This window comes from Burkholderia sp. Ed8, from assembly GCF_040761425.1.
Classification (GTDB): domain Bacteria; phylum Pseudomonadota; class Gammaproteobacteria; order Burkholderiales; family Burkholderiaceae; genus Burkholderia; species Burkholderia seminalis.
The window spans coordinates 400,420-417,960 of record NZ_CP142885.1 but is presented as its reverse complement, the minus strand read 5'-3'; the positions used below and the strand labels follow the sequence as shown (position 1 = coordinate 417,960).

General features: G+C 68.0%; 15 protein-coding genes. 9 read left to right on the top strand and 6 right to left on the bottom strand.

Annotated elements, in window-relative coordinates:
* Positions 1–18: 18 nt before the first annotated feature.
* Entirely contained in the window at positions 19–2,268 is a 2,250-nt protein-coding gene (locus tag VXM69_RS01900) for a response regulator (protein WP_343727239.1), read from the bottom strand.
* A gap of 470 nt (positions 2,269–2,738) precedes the next feature.
* Between VXM69_RS01900 and VXM69_RS01895 the strand changes: the two genes are divergently transcribed.
* The 3 genes from VXM69_RS01895 to VXM69_RS01885 are packed head-to-tail and all read left to right on the top strand — an operon-like array spanning position 2,739 to position 4,661.
* Positions 2,739–3,107 (top strand): response regulator, encoded by a 369-nt coding sequence (locus VXM69_RS01895; protein WP_034187557.1) that lies wholly within the window; start codon positions 2,739–2,741, stop codon positions 3,105–3,107.
* The gene (locus VXM69_RS01890) at positions 3,100–3,726 is read left to right on the top strand and encodes a chemotaxis protein CheC (RefSeq protein ID WP_034187558.1); all 627 of its coding nucleotides are present in this window, start codon (positions 3,100–3,102) and stop codon (positions 3,724–3,726) included. Before VXM69_RS01895 ends, VXM69_RS01890 begins: the two co-directional genes overlap by 8 nt.
* Complete coding sequence (locus VXM69_RS01885) at positions 3,723–4,661, top strand: GGDEF domain-containing protein (RefSeq protein WP_059559274.1); 939 nt, start codon at positions 3,723–3,725, stop codon at positions 4,659–4,661. Before VXM69_RS01890 ends, VXM69_RS01885 begins: the two co-directional genes overlap by 4 nt.
* Positions 4,662–4,679: 18 nt before the next feature.
* Here the strand turns inward: VXM69_RS01885 and VXM69_RS01880 are convergent, their stop codons facing one another.
* Positions 4,680–5,564, bottom strand: a complete 885-nt coding sequence (locus VXM69_RS01880; RefSeq protein ID WP_367188895.1) for an alpha/beta fold hydrolase — start codon at positions 5,562–5,564, stop codon at positions 4,680–4,682.
* Between the two features lie 192 nt (positions 5,565–5,756).
* Between VXM69_RS01880 and VXM69_RS01875 the strand changes: the two genes are divergently transcribed.
* The 5 genes from VXM69_RS01875 (at position 5,757) to VXM69_RS01855 (ending at position 11,161) form a co-directional block, all read left to right on the top strand.
* Positions 5,757–6,089 (top strand): hypothetical protein, encoded by a 333-nt coding sequence (locus VXM69_RS01875; protein ID WP_034187561.1) that lies wholly within the window; start codon positions 5,757–5,759, stop codon positions 6,087–6,089.
* Between the two features lie 259 nt (positions 6,090–6,348).
* Positions 6,349–7,197, top strand: coding sequence for a presqualene diphosphate synthase HpnD (gene hpnD, locus VXM69_RS01870; RefSeq protein ID WP_367188894.1), 849 nt, complete (start codon positions 6,349–6,351; stop codon positions 7,195–7,197).
* Between the two features lie 13 nt (positions 7,198–7,210).
* Positions 7,211–8,464 (top strand): hydroxysqualene dehydroxylase HpnE, encoded by a 1,254-nt coding sequence (gene hpnE / locus VXM69_RS01865; protein ID WP_367188893.1) that lies wholly within the window; start codon positions 7,211–7,213, stop codon positions 8,462–8,464.
* 12 nt (positions 8,465–8,476) lie between these two features.
* Positions 8,477–10,450: a squalene--hopene cyclase gene (shc, locus tag VXM69_RS01860; protein ID WP_034187564.1), complete on the top strand. Its 1,974-nt coding sequence runs from the start codon at positions 8,477–8,479 to the stop codon at positions 10,448–10,450.
* A gap of 54 nt (positions 10,451–10,504) precedes the next feature.
* A complete protein-coding gene (locus tag VXM69_RS01855; protein WP_051700964.1) occupies positions 10,505–11,161 on the top strand; it encodes a phosphorylase in 657 nt (218 codons plus the stop codon).
* A gap of 114 nt (positions 11,162–11,275) precedes the next feature.
* Here VXM69_RS01855 and VXM69_RS01850 read toward each other — a convergent pair whose 3' ends face one another.
* Complete coding sequence (locus VXM69_RS01850; protein ID WP_367188892.1) at positions 11,276–12,247, bottom strand: VacJ family lipoprotein; 972 nt, start codon at positions 12,245–12,247, stop codon at positions 11,276–11,278.
* Positions 12,240–14,873, bottom strand: coding sequence for an MMPL family transporter (locus VXM69_RS01845; protein ID WP_367188891.1), 2,634 nt, complete (start codon positions 14,871–14,873; stop codon positions 12,240–12,242). The genes VXM69_RS01850 and VXM69_RS01845 overlap by 8 nt, the downstream gene beginning before the upstream one ends.
* Before the next feature lie 310 nt (positions 14,874–15,183).
* Here VXM69_RS01845 and VXM69_RS01840 point away from each other — a divergent pair, with 310 nt between their 5' ends.
* The gene (locus VXM69_RS01840) at positions 15,184–15,780 is read left to right on the top strand and encodes a phospholipid-binding protein MlaC (protein ID WP_034187567.1); all 597 of its coding nucleotides are present in this window, start codon (positions 15,184–15,186) and stop codon (positions 15,778–15,780) included.
* A 429-nt stretch (positions 15,781–16,209) separates the two neighbouring features.
* Here VXM69_RS01840 and VXM69_RS01835 read toward each other — a convergent pair whose 3' ends face one another.
* Complete coding sequence (locus tag VXM69_RS01835) at positions 16,210–16,836, bottom strand: type VI secretion system amidase effector protein Tae4 (protein WP_367188890.1); 627 nt, start codon at positions 16,834–16,836, stop codon at positions 16,210–16,212.
* Positions 16,836–17,399, bottom strand: coding sequence for a PAAR domain-containing protein (locus VXM69_RS01830; RefSeq protein ID WP_049028718.1), 564 nt, complete (start codon positions 17,397–17,399; stop codon positions 16,836–16,838). Before VXM69_RS01830 ends, VXM69_RS01835 begins: the two co-directional genes overlap by 1 nt.
* Between the last annotated feature and the right edge of the window lie 142 nt (positions 17,400–17,541).

Below are 17,541 nucleotides of genomic sequence, written 5' to 3'. Positions count from 1 at the left end.
CGGCCCGCATGCAGCGGGTCACGCGCCGGCGTGCCGTGCGTCGCGCGCCTCGCGGATGCCCAGCAGGATTTCGTCGAGCAGCGCGATGTCGAACGGCTTCGACAGCACGCGGACGTTGACGGTGCGCGTGCGGTCGAGTTCCTCCGCATAACCCGTGACGAGAATCACGGGCAACTTCCCCGGCCGCTTGTCGACCGCTTCCGCGAGGTCGATGCCGTTCAGGCGGCCCGGCATGTGGATATCCGAAATCACGAGGTCGAACGCGTCGTTCGCGGCCGCGCCTTCGATCAGGCGCAACGCGTCGTCGGCGGTGGGCGCATAGGTCACGCGGTGCCCGAGCAGCGACAGCAGCGCTTCCGTGCCGGCCGCGACCTCGCTGTTGTCCTCGACGAGCAGCACGTGCAGGCCGGCGAGCGTGCCCGAACCGGCATCGTGCGCGACGGCCTGCGGCCGCGCGACGACGTCCTCGGCGCGTGCGCGCGGCAGATAGAGGCGCACCGACGTGCCGGCGCCGACCGCGCTGTCGATCGTCGCCAGGCCGCCCGAGCGCTCGCAGAACGCGAACACCTGCGGCAGGCCGAGCCCCGTCCCCATCCCCGGCGCCTTGGTCGTGAACAGCGGCTCGAAGGCGCGCGCGAGCACGTCGGGCGCCATGCCCGAACCCGTATCGTCGAGCGAGATCTGCACGAAGTCGCCGGTCAGCGGGAAGCCGTCCTCGCGACGCAGCGTCACGTTGCGCGCGCCGACCGTGAAGCGCCCGCCGGCCGCCATGGCGTCGCGTGCGTTGACGGCGAGGTTGATCACCGCGAGCTCGAGTTCCGCGACGTCGACACGGATCGGCCAGACGCCGGGCTCGATCGCGACGACCAGCGACGACTTCGAACCGAGCGACGTCTTCAGCAGTTCGCGGCACGTGCCGAGCCATTGGCCGACATCGATCGTCTCGTTGTGCAGCGGCTGCTTGCGCGCGACGCCGAGCAGCTGGCGCGTGAGCGATTGCCCGTTCTTCAGCGCGCGCTCGATCGCGCCGAGTTCCTTGTCGAGATGCTGGACACCGCGCCGCCGCGCGATCTGCACGTTGCTCGAGATGATCATCAGCAGGTTGTTGAAGTCGTGCGCGACGCTGCCCACGAGGTTGCCGAGCGCCTGCATCTTGCGCGACTGCCGGTATGCCGACTCGATCGAACGCCGCATCGATGCTTCGGCCTGCCAGCGATCCCATGCCTCCTCTTCCGCCTTCAACCGCTTGAGCGACAGCCAGATCACCGACCACAGCGCGATCGACGGTGCGAACATCGAGATGAACAGCACGCTCAGGTGTTCGTACCATTCATGCCAGATCGCCGACGTGCGGTACGCGCAGGTCACGTATACGGGATAGCTGCCGACCTGGCGGTACGCGACGATCTCGCTGCTCGCGCCATCGTGGCGCACGCGCACGACGCCCGCGCGCGGATCGTTGCGCGTGTCGCCGAACGTGACCGAGCGATCGGTGTGCGCGAGCGACGGCGGCGGCGGATACGATGCGATCACGGCGCCGTCCGAGCGTGCGAGCGCCATCGTCATCGGCGTGCTCGCGCCGCCGAGCAGGTCGCGATAGAACGCATTGAAATACGACGACTTCAGCGCGATCGACACCATCCCGGCGAACGAACCGTCGCTATGACGGCGCGCGACGCCCGTGTTGAACACCGGAATGTTCTCGAGCTTGAGCGGACCCATCATCAGCCGCGAGATGTGTTCGATGACCTTGCCGTCGCGGATGCCCGCGAAGTCGTCGCGGTTCGCGATCGACGCGTACGGCGCCGGGTAGTAGAGGCTGTTGGCGAGCAGCATCCCGCTCGCGCCGAAGATCGACACGGCGGCCACCTGCGGATAGCCGCCGCCGATCGTGTTCAGCGCTTCGTGGATGTCGGACTCCTTGTCGCGCACGGCGGCGTCGTCCATGTCCTGCACGAGGTCGACGATGCGCGCGTCGAGCGTCTCGCTCAGGTCGAACACCTTGAGCGCGTGTTCCTCGGCGACCCGCACGGTGCGCATCGTCACGTCGCTCGCGGCGGCCTCGCGCGTCTTCAGGTCGTTGTACGCCATCACCACCACGTAGATGCACGGCAGCACGATCGCCGCGACCAGCAGCACGATCAGCGTCACGCGGCGGACCGCGAAATCATGTTCGGGTGCGCCGGACGCGTAGCCGCCGTCGTCCTGCCAGTCATCGGCGGGCGGGGAGGCGGGAGCGTGGGAGTCGGCGGGCCGGTCGGACGTCATCGAAGAGGCGGGCGAAGCGGAGGTGCCTGCCATCATAAACGAGTTGCGGCGGCCGGCCGCGCAGCCCCGCCGCGCCGCGATCCTGTCGATTCCGACAGGGGGAGATTGTCAGATTGAAAACGCGACGAATCCGGCAGCGCAAACGTACACAAGGAAAAATTTTGCGTGCTTATCTCGAAAATGATCGCGGCTGTTTTCGGAATGACGGGCGATCGGACCAATTCTGTTCGAAATGGTGAAAATGGCGAGTTGCATCGCCTCCGGTTTACTCCGAGAATCGCGCCTTGCTTTCCCTATGACAGATAGATGCGCCCGCCGGCGACCGCCGCGCGGGCATCGCGCGCACCCGCGTCGCGATACCCGCGCACGGCCGCAAGGCGGTTGCCCCGCGCCCGAACGCATGGCCCCTAAAGAAGTGCGCCGCGCGGTCGTTAACGCGAGAGAGACCATTCCGTATACCGCATCGCCCCATGCCTTTGCCGATTGTAATTGCCGACGATTCGCTGCTCGCTCGCAAACTTCTGACAAAGGCGCTGCCGGGAGACTGGGACGTTGAAGTCGCGTATGCCGCGAATGGTCGCGAGGCCTTGGCGCTTTATCGTGACGGCAAAGCTTCCGTGATGTTTCTGGACCTGACGATGCCCGACATGAGCGGATATCAGGTCCTCGAGACACTGCGCCACGAAGATCTGAACACGTTCGTGATCGTGGTATCCGCCGATATCCAGCCGCAGGCGCAAGCACGCGTGCGTGAATTGGGCGCGATCGCATTCGTTGCCAAGCCCGTGACGTCGGAGGCATTGCTGCCCATTCTCAAGGAGTATGGGTTGTATGCCTGAATCGGTGTTCACGGCGGAGCAACGCGACGCGTTGCAGGAGATCGCCAACCTGGCAATGGGCCGCGCCGCCGCGCGGCTTGCGTTGTTGCTCGGGCGCTTCATCGAATTGTCGGTGCCGCGCGTGCGCGTCGTGAAAGCGGCCGACGCAGGCAATGCGCTGCGCGAGATGACGGGCATTCACGACAACGTGACCGCCGTGCGCCAGGGCTTCCGTTCCGACATCAAGGGCGAGGCGATCGTACTGTGCCGCAGCGCGAGCGTCGCGCGGCTCACGTCGGTCGTCGACCGCACGTTCGGCGACGGTGTCTACGGCGGGATGGCGAGCCCGGACGAACTCGTGTTCGACGTCGCGAACGTGCTGATGGGCGCGTGCGTCGCGTCGATCCTCGACGAGCTCGGCCGCAAGCCCGTGTTCTTCCCGCCGGGGCTGCTCGGCGCGAACGTATCGTTCGACGACGTGTTCGAGCCGAACATGCTCGCGTGGAGCGTCGCGCTGCTGCTCGAGGTGAACTTCGGGCTCGAGGACCACACGTTCCGCGCGCACTTCGTGATGCTGATGGCCGAGGATTCGATCCGGCTGATGGGCGACGCGCTCGACGCGTTGCTCTCCGCGCTATGACGGCCGCCGCTCCGTCGCTGAGCGACCTCGTGATCGAGCGGGTCGGCTTCGGCCTGTTCGTGCTCGACCGCTCGATGACCGTGCTGATGTGGAACCGCTTCATGCAGGATCACAGCGGCATTGCGGCGGCCGACGTGATCGGCCGCAACCTGTTCGACTGCTTTCCGGACCTGCCGCGCGCGTGGCTGTCGCGCAAGCTCGAAAGCGTGTTCCAGCTCGGCAGCTTCGCATTCAGTTCGTGGGAGCAGCGGCCCTACCTGTTCCGCTTCGAGCATGACCGCCCGATCACCGGCGGGGTCGACTACATGCAGCAGGACTGCACGTTCATGCCGCTCACGCGCGGCCGCGACGTCGAGGCCGTGTGCGTGACGATTTCCGACGTCACGCATGTGAGCGTGATGCAGCGCGAGCGCGAGGAAGCCGTCGCGAAGCTGCGCGAACACGCGAATCGCGACGGGCTGACCGGCATCGCGAACCGGCGTTTCTTCGAGGCGCGGCTCGGCGACGAATTCGCGCGCTGGCAGCGCTACGGCGGCGACCTGTCGGTGCTGCTGTTCGATCTCGACCATTTCAAGACGATCAACGACCGCTTCGGGCATGCGGCGGGCGACGCCGTGCTGCGCGAGACGGCGCGCCGCGTCGCGTCGATCGTGCGCGGACAGGATACGTTCGGCCGCTTCGGCGGCGAGGAATTCGCGCTGCTGCTGCCGTGCACGAATCTCGACGAGGCGATGCGGGTGGCCGACAAGGTGCGCGACGCGATCGGCAGCATGCCGGTCGATGCCGAGGGCGTCAGCGTGCCGGTGACGGCGAGCGTCGGCGGCGCATGCGCGAGGAACGGCGCGCCGACCAGCGACGTGCTCGTCAGCGAGGCCGACGCCGCGCTCTATCGCGCGAAGCGGCTCGGGCGCGATCGTTCGGTTGCCTACGCATAGACCGCGCCCGCCCCTGGCTCAGCTTTTCGCGATGTCGGCGAGCACGCCGGCCAGCACGGCCGGTTGCGACACGAACGGCGAGTGGCTGCTGTCGAGCTGGTGCACGTGGGTGGGATTGCCGGGCGCGAGCGTGTCGGCTTCGTCAATGAAGCGCTGCTGCAGCGCGGGCAGGATCACGCGATCCTCGAGACACTTGATGTAGTGGCGGTCGATCGCACCCCAGCGCGCGGCGGTGGTCGGGATCGCGGTCGCGAACGGCGCGGCCGGCACGTCGCAGGTCATCAGGTTCGTGACGGCGTCGAAGTCGGCCTGCGACACGTCTTCATAGAGCGCGCGTTTCATGGTGTCGCGATACGCGGCGTCGCCGCTGCGCGGATCGATGCGCAGCGCGCCGGCCACGCGCGGGCTTGCGAGCATCAGCGGGCCGAGCATCTCGCCCTTGTTCTCCGGCGCGCGCACGTAGTCGAGGCCCGGCACGCCCGAGCCCGGCATGAAGGCCGCGAGATAGACGATCTTCGCGATCTTCTCCGGCGCGCGCTCGGCGGCCGCCGTGATCGCGAGGCCGCCCATGCTGTGGCCGACCAGCACGACCTTGCCGCGGCCGAGCGCGTAGGCGTCGTCGACGGCCTGCATCACCTGTGTCGCATAATCGTCGAGCGTCGTGTTCGCGACCGGCGACGGTTCGGCGCCGAACGCATCCTTGTCGAGCGGCCGTTCGAGATACGACGCGGGAAAGCGGGCATTGATGCCGTGCGCGGGCAGGTCGCGCGCGATCGACAGATAGCCGCGCGCGGCCAGCGCCGCCGTGACGTGTGCGTAACACCAGGCGCCGTGCCAGGCGCCGTGCACGAGCACGAAAACGGGATGGCCGGACGGCGGGGTGGCGGTATCGTTCGTCTCCATGATGTCCGTATTTTTTCGAGAAAGGTGTCATCTTAGACGAACCGGCCGTCATCCAGACGCGAACGCGCAGGGCGATCGCGTGACGGGCCTCGATCCGTCCCCTTTGTCTCGTGCAGGCCACATTTCGTCCGGATCCGATAGGCATTTGTGCCGAAGCACGCTACTTTGTCGCTTTACTTGCGATTGCGCCCCATGAACGTCGACTATCTTTTCTACCGGAAGCCTGACAAGCCCGGCCCCTATTCGCTCGACGACCTGGGCGACATCGCGCCGCCGATCGGCCCGGGCGACGTGGTGCGCGCGGGTATCGCGCGCGTGTTCGAGCAGATCGACTGGCAGGAATCGCCGGACGTGCCGGGCGCATGGTTCGGCACCGGCGGTGCGGTGTTCCAGTTCACCGCGGAGCCCGACGGCGGCGTGACGAGCTTCATGGGCTCGCGCCTCGAACGCCGCTCGATGCTGCAGCTCACGCGTGAAATGGGGCTCATCGCGCTCGATCTGCAGCGCGACATCGTTTACGGCTGACCCGCCGCCGGCGCCCGGTCCCGCCGGGGCCGGCCGCGCCCGGCTGCCGGCGGCCTCCGGCGCCCCGCCGGGCTTGGCGCGTGTCCGCCATCGAACTTCAAAGATTGCTATACTTTCGCCCAATTCCGGCTTCCGGCCGGTAATTTGTGCCTGTCTGTGTCGATCGTTCGCATATCTCGCACGCATTTGACACCCTGACCATCCCAGCCGGGCATGGCTTCTTCAATCGCCCCGCGTGGGTGTCTCCGTGGAGCTCGTCTTGGCCGTTTCCCATTCCGTCGTGGACGAACAAGAAACCGACGCCGCTGCCGTCACATCGGGCAGTTCCTTCTATCTGGCGATGCGCATCCTGCCGGCCGTGCAGCGCGACGCGATGTTCCAGGTCTACGCGTTCTGCCGCTCGGTCGACGACATCGCCGACAGCGACCTGCCGCGCGCCGAGCGCAACGCGGGCCTCGACCGCTGGCGCGCGGACATCGACGCGTGCTTCGCGGGCCGCCCGCCGCGCCACCTGGTCGCGCTCGACCGCGAGATCCGCGCGTTCAACCTGCAGCGCGCCGATTTCCACGCGATGATCGACGGGATGGCGATGGATGCGGTCGAGGATATCTGCGCGCCCGACGAGCCGACGCTCGACCTCTTCTGCGATCGCGTGGCGAGCGCCGCCGGCCGGCTGTCGGTGAGGATTTTCGGGATGCCGGAAGCCGAAGGGATCAAGCTGTCGCACCACCTCGGCCGCGCACTGCAACTGACGAACATCCTGCGCGACATCGACGACGACGCGGCGATCAACCGCTGCTACCTGCCGCGCGAACTGCTCGCGCGCGAAGGCATCGCGATCACCGACCCGGCGACGATCGTGCGCGATCCGGCGCTGCCGCGCGTGTGCGCGACGCTCGTCGAGCGCGCGCTCGAGCACTTCCGCCAGGCCGACGCGGTGATGGATACCTGCCCGCGTGCACAGGTGAAGGCGCCGCGCATCATGTCGGGCGCGTATCGCTGCATTCTCGAAGCCGCGATCGCACGCGGCTTTGCCGCGCCGCGCGCGCCGCTGCGCAAGCCGAAGGCGCGCATGCTGATGATCGCCGCGCGCTACGCGCTGTTCTGAGCCGATCGCGTCGATGCCCAGAACCGTCCACGTGATCGGCGCCGGACTCGCGGGCCTGTCGGCCGCGGTCGAGCTGCAACGCCGCGGGCGGCGCATCGTGCTGCACGACGCGCACGCACACGCGGGCGGCCGCTGCCGTTCGTGGTTCGACGGGACGCTGAACGCGACGCTCGACAGCGGATTGCACACGGTCTTCGCGGGACAGCCCGCGACGCAGCGCTACCTGCGCGCGATCGGCGCGGCCGATCAGCTCGCGGGGCCCGCGCTGCCTGAATGTCCGGTCGTCGACGTCGCATCGCGGCAGCGCTGGACGCTGCGCTTCGGCGACGGGCGCTGGCCGTCGTGGCTGTTCGACGCCGCGTCGCGCGCGCCGGGCACGACGCCGCTCGACTACCTCGCGCTCGCGCCGCTCGCGTTCGCGCGCACGGGCCGCTCGATCGCCCAGACGATGCGATGCGACGGCGTGCTGTGGGATCGTTGGCTGCGGCCGTATTTCCTCGGTGTGCTGAACGTCGAGCCGCGCCACGCAAGCGCCGAGCTGGCGCGCGCCGCACTGTGCGGCACGTTCGGCGCGGGTGGCCCCGGCAGCCGCCCGCTCGTCGCGCGCCACGGGCTCGGCAGCGCATTCGTCGAACCGGCGCTGCGGATGCTGCAGCACGGCGGCGCGCAGATCCGGCTGAATTCGCGGCTCGACGCATTCGAATTCGGCGCGCACGGCAATGCGGTCGATGCGGTTTCGGTCGGCGGCGAGCGCGTCGATCTCGCGCCGGGCGACGCCGTGGTGCTGGCCGTGCCGCCCGAGGTCGCGCGGCCGCTGGTGCCCGAACTCACCGCGCCCGACACGTTCAGCGCGGTCGTGACCGCGTATTTCGCTGTGGAGTCTCCAGCCGGCCATCCGCTGCAGACGGCCGTCGTGAACGGCATCGTCGATGCGGTGCGCACCGGCGGCGGCCAGCTTGCGGCGACGATCCGCGACGCGGGCCGCTGGCTCGACACGCCGCGCGACACGCTCGCGCGGCGCATCTGGGAAGACGTCGCGCGCGTGACCGGCGCGAACCCGGAAACCATCCCCGCGTGGCAGCTCGTCGTCGAGCCGCGCGCGGGTTTTGCGGCGGTGCCGTCGCAGGAAATGAAACGTCCGGCCGTGCGTACGCGCTGGACCAATCTCGTGCTCGCGGGTGACTGGATTGCCACCGGCCTGCCCGCCACGATCGAGGGCGCGATCCGTTCCGGCCAGCTGGCCGCGGACGTGCTCCAGACGCAATAAACAGAGGGACCAATGAACGATCTCACCGAAATGGCTACCCTGTCCGCCGGCGCGGTGCCGGCCGGCGTCGACGCGGCCGTCGCGCGTGCGACCGACGCGCTGCTGGCCGCGCAGCAAGCGGACGGACACTGGGTCTACGAACTCGAAGCCGATTCGACGATTCCCGCCGAATACGTGCTGCTCGTCCACTATCTCGGCGAGACGCCGAACCTCGCGCTCGAGCAGAAGATCGGCAACTATCTGCGCCGGATTCAGCAGGCCGACGGCGGCTGGCCGCTGTTCACCGACGGCGCGCCGAACATCAGCGCGAGCGTGAAGGCGTACTTCGCGCTGAAGGTGATCGGCGACGACGAGAACGCCGAGCACATGCAGCGCGCCCGCAAGGCGATCCACGCGATGGGCGGCGCCGAGATGTCGAACGTGTTCACGCGCATCCAGCTCGCGCTGTACGGTGCGATTCCGTGGCGCGCGGTGCCGATGATGCCGGTCGAGATCATGCTGCTGCCGCAGTGGTTCCCGTTCCACCTGTCGAAGGTGTCGTATTGGGCGCGTACCGTGATCGTGCCGCTGCTCGTGCTGAACGCGAAGCGCCCGATCGCGAAGAACCCGCGCGGCGTGCGCATCGACGAGCTGTTCATCGATCCGCCCGTCAACGCCGGGCTGCTGCCGCGCCAGGGCCACCAAAGCGCCGGCTGGTTCGCGTTCTTCCGTGTGGTCGACCATGCGCTGCGCGCGGTCGACGGCCTGTTCCCGAGCTATACGCGCGAACGCGCGATCCGTCAGGCCGTGTCGTTCGTCGACGAGCGCTTGAACGGCGAGGACGGCCTCGGCGCGATCTATCCGGCGATGGCCAACGCGGTGATGATGTACGACGCGCTCGGCTACGCGGAAGATCATCCGAACCGCGCGCTCGCGCGCAAGTCGGTCGAGAAGCTGCTCGTCGTGCACGAGGACGAGGCGTATTGCCAGCCGTGCCTGTCGCCGGTGTGGGACACGTCGCTCGCCGCGCATGCGCTGCTCGAGACGGGCGATGCGCGCGCGGAAGAAGCCGTGCTGCGCGGCCTCGAATGGCTGCGTCCGCTGCAGATCCTCGACGTGCGCGGCGACTGGATCTCGCGCCGCCCGCACGTGCGGCCCGGCGGCTGGGCGTTCCAGTACGCGAACGCGCACTACCCGGACGTCGACGATACGGCCGTGGTCGTGATGGCGATGGATCGCGCGCAGAAGCTCAAGCAGTCGGACACCTATCGCGATTCGATGGCGCGTGCGCGCGAATGGGTCGTCGGCATGCAGAGCAGCGACGGCGGCTGGGGGGCGTTCGAACCGGAAAACACGCAGTACTACCTGAACAACATCCCGTTCTCCGATCACGGCGCGCTGCTCGATCCGCCGACGGCCGACGTGTCGGGCCGCTGCCTGTCGATGCTGTCGCAGCTCGGCGAGACGCCGCTGAACAGCGAGCCGGCCCGCCGCGCGCTCGACTACATGCTGAAGGAACAGGAACCGGACGGCAGCTGGTACGGCCGCTGGGGGATGAACTACGTGTACGGCACGTGGACGGCCCTGTGCTCGCTGAACGCGGCCGGCCTGACGCCGGACGATCCGCGCATGAAGCGCGGCGCGCAGTGGCTGCTGTCGATCCAGAACAAGGACGGCGGCTGGGGCGAGGACGGCGACAGCTACAAGCTGAACTACCGCGGCTTCGAGCAGGCGCCGAGCACGGCGTCGCAGACGGCCTGGGCGTTGCTCGGCCTGATGGCGGCCGGCGAAGTGAACCACCCGGCCGTTGCGCGCGGGGTCGACTACCTGATCGCGCAGCAGAACGAAGAAGGCCTGTGGGACGAGACGCGCTTCACGGCGACGGGTTTCCCGCGCGTGTTCTACCTGCGCTACCACGGCTATCGCAAGTTCTTCCCGCTGTGGGCGCTCGCGCGCTACCGCAACCTGAAGCGCGACAACGCGACGCGCGTCACGGTCGGGATGTAACGCGTGGGCGTGTCACGACACAACGGCGCATTGCCCGTCATCGCGGTGACGGGGATGGCGTTCGAGGCGCGCATCGCGCGCGGCGACGGCGTCGAGGCCGTGTTTGCCGCGCGGGCCGACCGGCTCGAACGCGCGCTGGCCGACGCGACCGCGCGCGGTTGCGCGGGCATCGTCAGCTTCGGTACGGCCGGCGGGCTCTCGCCCGATCTGGCGCCCGGCGCGCTCGTGATCGCGAACGCGATCGACGGGCCGTTCGGCCGTGTGGAGACCGACGCGGGCTGGAGTACGCGGCTCGTCGCCTCGCTGCACGACACGCCGGTGTGGGCGCGTGTCACGCGCGGCACGATCGCGGCCGTCGGCGCGCCGGTCGTCAGCGAACAGGAGAAGACGTCGCTGCACCACGCGAAGGGCGCACTGGCCGTCGACATGGAGTCGCACATCGCGGCGGCCTTCGCGGCGGCGCGCGGCGTGCCGTTCGCGGTGTGCCGCGCGATCGTCGATCCGGCGTGGCGCACGCTGCCGCGCGCGGCGACGGCCGGCCTGCGCGACGACGGCAGCACGGCGATCCTGCCGATCCTGCGTGAACTGCTGAAGCAGCCGTCGCAGCTCGGCCCGCTGCTGCAGGTCGCCAGCGACGCGCGCGCGGCGCGTACGACGCTGATCCAGGCGCGGCACGCGTTCGAGCGGACGGGCGCGATGCGGATCGTCTGAGCGGCCCGCGCCGCGGCTGTCTCCCCTCCTCCCGGATTCTCCGTTTCGTACGGACAAAAAAAGAGCGCTGCGTGATGCAGCGCTCTTTGTCCTTGCGCGGCCGCCGGTGCGGCGTTACTGCGCGGCCGGACTGCTTGCGGGTGCCGCCGGAGCAGCCGGCACGGTCGCCGCCGGTACCACGGCCGACGCCGCGGCAGGCGCGCTCGCGGGCATCGCATTGTCCGCGCCCGGGTCGTCGTACTGCGGCAACCCCGGCGCAGCCGGCGCGGGGTTCGGCGCGGCGCCCGATGCACCGCCCGCATCGCCCGGATCCTCGTAGTTCGGCAGCCCCGGCACGGCCGGCGTCGCGGCCGGCACGGTGCCGGCTTCACCCGGCTCGTTGTAGGTCGGCAGCGCGGCCGACGACGACTGGCTGCGGTACGTCAGCGACTTGCGCTGCTGCAGGTATGCGTCGCGCACGAACGAATACGGATCGAGCGCGGCCTGCTTCAGCAGGTCGGTCGCGCCGAGCAGGTCCGAACGCGCGCTGATGAACTGCGCGATGTACATCGGGTTGCGCGCGGCCGGCTCGATGTAGTTCAGCAGGTTGAAGCGCACGTCCACCGCGCGGCCGACGCCGTCGCGGACCGTGCTCGGCCCGAACACGGGCAGCACGAGGTACGGGCCGGACGGCATGCCCCAGCGCGCCATCGTCAACCCGAAATCCTGGTGATGCTTCGGCAGCCCGGCCGGCGTCGCGATGTCGATCAGGCCGGCGACGCCGAACAGCGAGTTCATCGCCACGCGCATCAGATCCTGCGTCGCATCGGTGATGCGCAACTGCAGCAGGTTGTTCGCCATGTTGCCGAGATCGCCGAGGTTCGAGAAGAAGTTGCTGATCGCGGTCCGCACCGGCGTCGGCGTGACCTTCTGGTACCCCTTCGCGATCGGCTGGGCGATGTTCGTGTCGACCGTGTCGTTGAACTTGTACATCGCCCGGTTCATCGGCTCGAGCGGGTCGTCGGGATTGCGGTTCGGTCCCGTCGCGCAGCCGGACAGCATCGCGCTGGCGGCGACGGTCGCCGCAATGATTCGCACCTTATTCATTGATTCCTTGCGATTGGTTCTTGGCACGTTTGACGCGCGGTTTGCCCATCAGGACGGGCTGGAACACCACGGCGCCGATCAGCGTGCAGGTCAGGGCCAGCGCGAGCAGCTTGCCCATGCTCGACGTGCCCGGATGGTGTGACAGCCACAGGCTGCCGAATGCGGTCGCCGTCGTCGCGGCGCTGAACAGCACGGCATGCGTGAGGCTCGAGTGCAGCAACCCCGTCTGCCCCGCGCGCCATGCCATCACGAAATACACCTTGAACGCGACGCCGACGCCGAGCATCAGCGGCAGCGCGATGATGTTCGCGAAGTTGAGCGACATGCCGAGCACGACGCACATCTCGAGCGTCACGATGCCCGACACGAGCAGCGGCACCAGCGTGCGCAGCACGTCGCCGAAACGGCGCAGCGTAATCCACAGCAGGATCGTGATCGAGATGATCGACCACAGCGCCGCGTGCAGGAACGCGTTGATGATCGTGTCGGCCGAATGCAGGATCGAGATCGGCCCGCCGGTCGCGCCCGGTTCCGCGGCCTTCACCGCCTTCGCGAAACGGCGCAGCATCGTGTCGTCGTTCGGGTCGACGCCCTTCGGCACCTTCGGCGAGATCTGCACGAGCGCGTGGCCGTCCGGCGCGACCCAGTCGCGCACGAGTTGCGGCGGCAGCGATTCGCGCGTGATGTCCTGCGGCTGCAGCAGCGACGCGAGCTGGTTGAGCGCGATGCGCAGCGTGTCGGCGAACGCGCGCTCGGCGCGGTCGCGCGTCGCGCTGTCGGCCGCCGCGAGCTTCGCGAGCGACGCGGACAGGTGCTGCGCGGCGGCCGCGCCGGGGCCCGGGTGATCTTCGGCCGCGTAGCCGAGCAGGTCCGACACGCGCTTGAGCGCGGCCACGCGCTGCGCATCGGTCGCGGGCGGCGCGGCCGGCTGCGTCAGCGCCGGCAGCAGGTCGCTCGCGGCCGCGGCGATCGCCGCGCGCTTGGCCGGCTGGTCGGCGGGGATGAAGGTCGACAGCGTGGTCGTGCGGCCGACTTCGGGCAGCGTGTCGAGGCGCTTCGCGGCCGCGTCGGCTTCGGCGAGCGACGGCGCGAGCAGCGTGACATCGTTGACCGCGGCTTCCGGCGAATCCTTCAGCGCGAGCAGCGTCGCCATCGATTCGCTGTTCGGATCCTTCAGGTGCAGCGGGTTGAAGTCGAAGTGCAGGAACGCGAGCAGCGGCAGCGCGCCGATCACGACCGCGAGCGTGCCGATCAGGATCGGCTTGCGATGACGATCGAGGTAGTCGTCGACCGGCGCGAGCCACGGGAAGCCCGGCGTCTTCGATTCGCCCGGCGGCGCGAACAGGCGCAGCAGCGCGGGCAGCAGCGTGAGCGTGGTCAGCAGCGCGACGAACATCCCGACGCCCGCGATCAGCCCGAGTTCGGACACGCCGCGATAAGCCGTGGGGATGAACGAGAAGAAGCTCGCGGCGACGGCCGCGGTGGCCAGCGCGAGCGGCATGCCCATCGAATGCGCGGCGCCGATCAGCGCGTGATCGATGCGCGGATCCCGGAAGCGTTCCTCGCGGTACTTCACGCCGTACTGGATCGAGAAGTCGACGCCGAGGCCGACGAACAGCACCATGAACGCGACCGAGATCATGTTCAGCGAACCGACCATCGCGAGGCCGAGCGCGGCGGTCACGACGAGACCGACGAACAGCGTGACGAGCACCGAGCCGATCATCCGCTTCGAGCGCAGCGCCAGCCACAGGATCACGAGCACGGCGAGCAGCGTGAGCACGCCGTTGAGTGCGGCGCCGTCTTCGACCGACGCGAATTCGTCGTCGGCGAGCGGCTGCTCGCCGGTCAGGCGCACGGCCGCGCCGTAGCGCTTCTCGAGGTCGAGCGAACGGGCCGCGTCGCGGATCACCTGGCTCGTTTCCGCGCCGGCCTTCAGCGCGCCGTAGTTGACCACCGGCTGCACGGTGACGAACGCGCGCGCGGGCAGCTGCGCGGCATCGTTGTCGACCAGCGCGCGCCACGAGAACGCGGCCGGCTTGCCGGCCAGCACGTCGTCGACCGTCGCCGCGCTGCGCGCGAGCAGCTTCGCCATCGCGGGCAGTTTCACCTGGCCCGTCAGCAGCGGCTGGCCGAGCGTGGTGGCCAGTGTGGTGGCGAGCCCGGTCAGACTCGGGTTCTTCGCGAGTTCGTTGACGAGCGGTCGCGCGCTCGCGAGCTGCGACGTCGTATCGGCGACTTCCTGCGGCGACAGGAACAGCAGGCCGTTGTGCTCGAAGAACGGCCCGCCGCCGGGCTCGGCGACCTGGCCGATGCGGCCGGCGGCCGCGTCCTTCCGCAGTGCTTCGGTCAGCGCATGCGCGGCGGCAGTCGCGAATTCGGGCGCGGGGGCCTCGACGACCGCGAGGATCGTGCCGTTGCGTTGCGGGAACGCCTTGTCGACGGCCTGCCCGAGGGCGGCCCATTGCGGCTCGGCATCGACGAGCTTGCTGATGTCGGTATTGATCTTGAAATGCTGCGCGACGTAGACGCCGCTGACGGCGGCGATGACGAGCGACAGGACGACGACCCAGACGGGGCGGCGCACCGACCATGCGACGAGTCGGACGATGAGAGATGTCACCATGTGGCGGTGGGGAGCGGCTGGCAAGGGCAAAGTAGCCAAGTATACCGGCGCGGCGTGGCGGCGGTCGTGACGTTGCGGGTTTCGGGGCGGGAAGGAGATTTGCTCGTGGCGGCGAAATCGGTACCGATGACCGGTTCGTTTGTATGGGGATATTTACATAATCGGTGCGGGGCCGCGCGGCCTGTGACAAATGCGGCTGAAAGGTAACAGTCGGTCACCGTGAGGCACCGGGGCGTCGGGCCCGGTATACTTTGCTTCACCGGCCGATGCAAGGAGCCGGTCGTTTTTTCCCATCGAGTGCGATATCCGTATGAAACGTCATCTGTTTGCTTTCGTCGCGGCCGCCGCCGTGTCGGTTTCCGCTTTCGCGCAGAGCGCGCCGGTCGACATCGTCCGCAATGCGGTCGAGGGCACCGTCAATGCGATGAAGGCCGACCCGGCCGCGCGCGGCGGTGACATGGCGAAAGTCTCGCAAGTCGTCGAGCAGCGCTTCCTGCCCGCGACCAACTTCGAGCGCACGACCCGCATCGCGGTCGGCGATGCGTGGAAGCAGGCCACGCCGCAACAGCAGCAGGAGCTGTACAAGCAGTTCCGGCTGCTGATGACGCGCACCTACGCCGCGTCGCTCGCGCAGCTCGGCAGCCAGGACGCGAAGTTCTCGTTCAAGGCCGGCGGCGCGTCGGGCGCCGACGCGCTCGTGCAGTCGACGGTCACGACGCCGGGCGACAGCCAGTCGGTCGGCTACCGTCTCGGCAAGGTCGGCAACGACTGGAAGATCTACGACATCGACATGTCGGGTGCGTGGCTGATCCAGGTGTACCAGGGGCAGTTCAAGAGCCAGCTGTCGTCGGGCGGGATCGACGGGCTCATCGCGTATCTGCAGAAGCACAATTCGCGGACGAACTGACGGCTGATTCAAGGCCGCGGTCCGGATGCATGAAGGGCGCCCTCGGGCGCCCTTTTTCATCGCTGCGCGTTGACTGTGCGTCATGTGCCGATGCGTGCTATCGAATCACATACGACGCGATGTAGATCAGCATCGTGGGTGTCACCAAGGCGATCAAGGAAAGCACCCGTTTTCGGGCCGTGGCGCGCTGACGACCGATTCTCCAACCCGCCAAGGCGAATGCGAGCGACGGGCCGAGAAGAAATGCGATGAGCAATGCGAAAACGGGCCAGGGCGGCGAGCAGAGGTCGATTTCGTGGCACGAGTGGCGGCCGAAGTACAGTCGCCAACCGGTATGAATCCGCCAATCGATCCGACTACCGATCCAGCATGCGAGCCAGGTCGTGATGAGGCCTGCTATCCAGTACGCAAGCGACAAGCCGGCTCGTTTCACCTGATTTCCCAAAAAAGAATGGTTTTCGATTTTGCCAGATCGGAGTAACCGAGGTCAGTGAATGGAATCTGCAGACTGGATATTCCGATCCGTCTGCCTATCGAGGCGGCGATACCGCGCGTACTGGATACCGGCAGACGGGTACCATTCCAGAGGTCGATGTGCCCGCCGCTCAAGTCGTCGATAGCGTCTCCCTGTTGTTGCCAGTACCCGAAGAAGAAAATGATGCCGGTGCGATTTCTGACTCGGCTTTCCCAATCGGCACCGGTTACGTTCTCCGGAGCGGAAAGCCCCGCGACCGGCCGCAGCTTTAACCACTCGGCGAATTCGTACGCGCGTGTGGCTGTCGGCTTTCCGCCAATCAGAAGGCGGCCTATCGTCGGTTTGCCCGGCATCGGCCGAACCCGCTTCTGCGAAAACGACTTCATTGCGATGCCGACCTTGTGCAGCGTCACGCTCATCCGGATTGCACACTGGTTCTTGTATTGTCCGTTCGGATCGTCGTACGGGTTGCCGTGAGCGTAGTTGTTCCAGAGCTCGGAAAACGTCACGGACTTCAACTCGACTGCCTTGTGCGATTCCGGCACGGCGGTTGTCTTCACGGTTGTCCTCGGGTTCGGCACTATGCGTCCCCGCTTGATCGGGCGAGCGCTTCGTCGCCCCAATAGACGACGTATTCATCCTCACTGGCAGTGTGAATGCGCGGCAGATGCCCGCTGTCGTCGAGGTGGCCCGAGTGGATGCGTCCGTCCGACGTTTCGATAACGTACGGATAGCCTGTCGACGCACCACTTCCGATGGCGTGAACGGATTCGTCGTAAGCGCCCGCGATGATCGACACGACACCGCCTTTCCGATTTTCGCCGGACGTCACAATGCCTGCCGTTTCCGCCATGTCATCGCACCATGATTCGCCGGCGAGGACCGCGACGATGCGCGGCGGTGTCGGGCAGCCGCATAAGACGACGTCACCATCGGCGGCCGTTTCACCCATGAATTCGAGACGTCGCGGCCCGCCGGCCTTGGCGATCGGCCCGGTGCCTTGGCATGCATCGCAGAATGCGAGACCGCCGATCAACGCAACCGGGCGACCGGGGCTGCCGAACGTGAATGTCGGCCCCGCATAGGCAAGGATGCTTCCCCCGGTCTCCAGCGCGTCGCCGACCACCGCGATACGGCGTTTCATGATTTCGCTCCCCGGTTCCGGTCGCCGACCCGTGCCGGCGATACCGTGTGCCGCGTGACGACGTCACGCGCGGGAGGGCGCGGCTCATGACGATGTCGCCTGCTGCGGCAAGCGAAAGGATTCCATCGACCCGGGGAGCGGT

Excerpts from the sequence above, each read along its gene's own strand:
- VXM69_RS01900 (WP_343727239.1), bottom strand. The coding sequence starts at position 2,268 with ATGACGTCCGACCGGCCCGCCGACTCCCACGCTCCCGCCTCCCCGCCC.
- VXM69_RS01895 (WP_034187557.1), top strand. The coding sequence starts at position 2,739 with ATGCCTTTGCCGATTGTAATTGCCGACGATTCGCTGCTCGCTCGCAAA.
- VXM69_RS01890 (WP_034187558.1), top strand. The coding sequence starts at position 3,100 with ATGCCTGAATCGGTGTTCACGGCGGAGCAACGCGACGCGTTGCAGGAG.
- VXM69_RS01885 (WP_059559274.1), top strand. The coding sequence starts at position 3,723 with ATGACGGCCGCCGCTCCGTCGCTGAGCGACCTCGTGATCGAGCGGGTC.
- VXM69_RS01880 (WP_367188895.1), bottom strand. The coding sequence starts at position 5,564 with ATGGAGACGAACGATACCGCCACCCCGCCGTCCGGCCATCCCGTTTTC.
- VXM69_RS01875 (WP_034187561.1), top strand. The coding sequence starts at position 5,757 with ATGAACGTCGACTATCTTTTCTACCGGAAGCCTGACAAGCCCGGCCCC.
- hpnE (WP_367188893.1), top strand. The coding sequence starts at position 7,211 with ATGCCCAGAACCGTCCACGTGATCGGCGCCGGACTCGCGGGCCTGTCG.
- shc (WP_034187564.1), top strand. The coding sequence starts at position 8,477 with ATGAACGATCTCACCGAAATGGCTACCCTGTCCGCCGGCGCGGTGCCG.
- VXM69_RS01855 (WP_051700964.1), top strand. The coding sequence starts at position 10,505 with ATGGCGTTCGAGGCGCGCATCGCGCGCGGCGACGGCGTCGAGGCCGTG.
- VXM69_RS01850 (WP_367188892.1), bottom strand. The coding sequence starts at position 12,247 with ATGAATAAGGTGCGAATCATTGCGGCGACCGTCGCCGCCAGCGCGATG.
- VXM69_RS01845 (WP_367188891.1), bottom strand. The coding sequence starts at position 14,873 with ATGGTGACATCTCTCATCGTCCGACTCGTCGCATGGTCGGTGCGCCGC.
- VXM69_RS01840 (WP_034187567.1), top strand. The coding sequence starts at position 15,184 with ATGAAACGTCATCTGTTTGCTTTCGTCGCGGCCGCCGCCGTGTCGGTT.
- VXM69_RS01830 (WP_049028718.1), bottom strand. The coding sequence starts at position 17,399 with ATGAAACGCCGTATCGCGGTGGTCGGCGACGCGCTGGAGACCGGGGGA.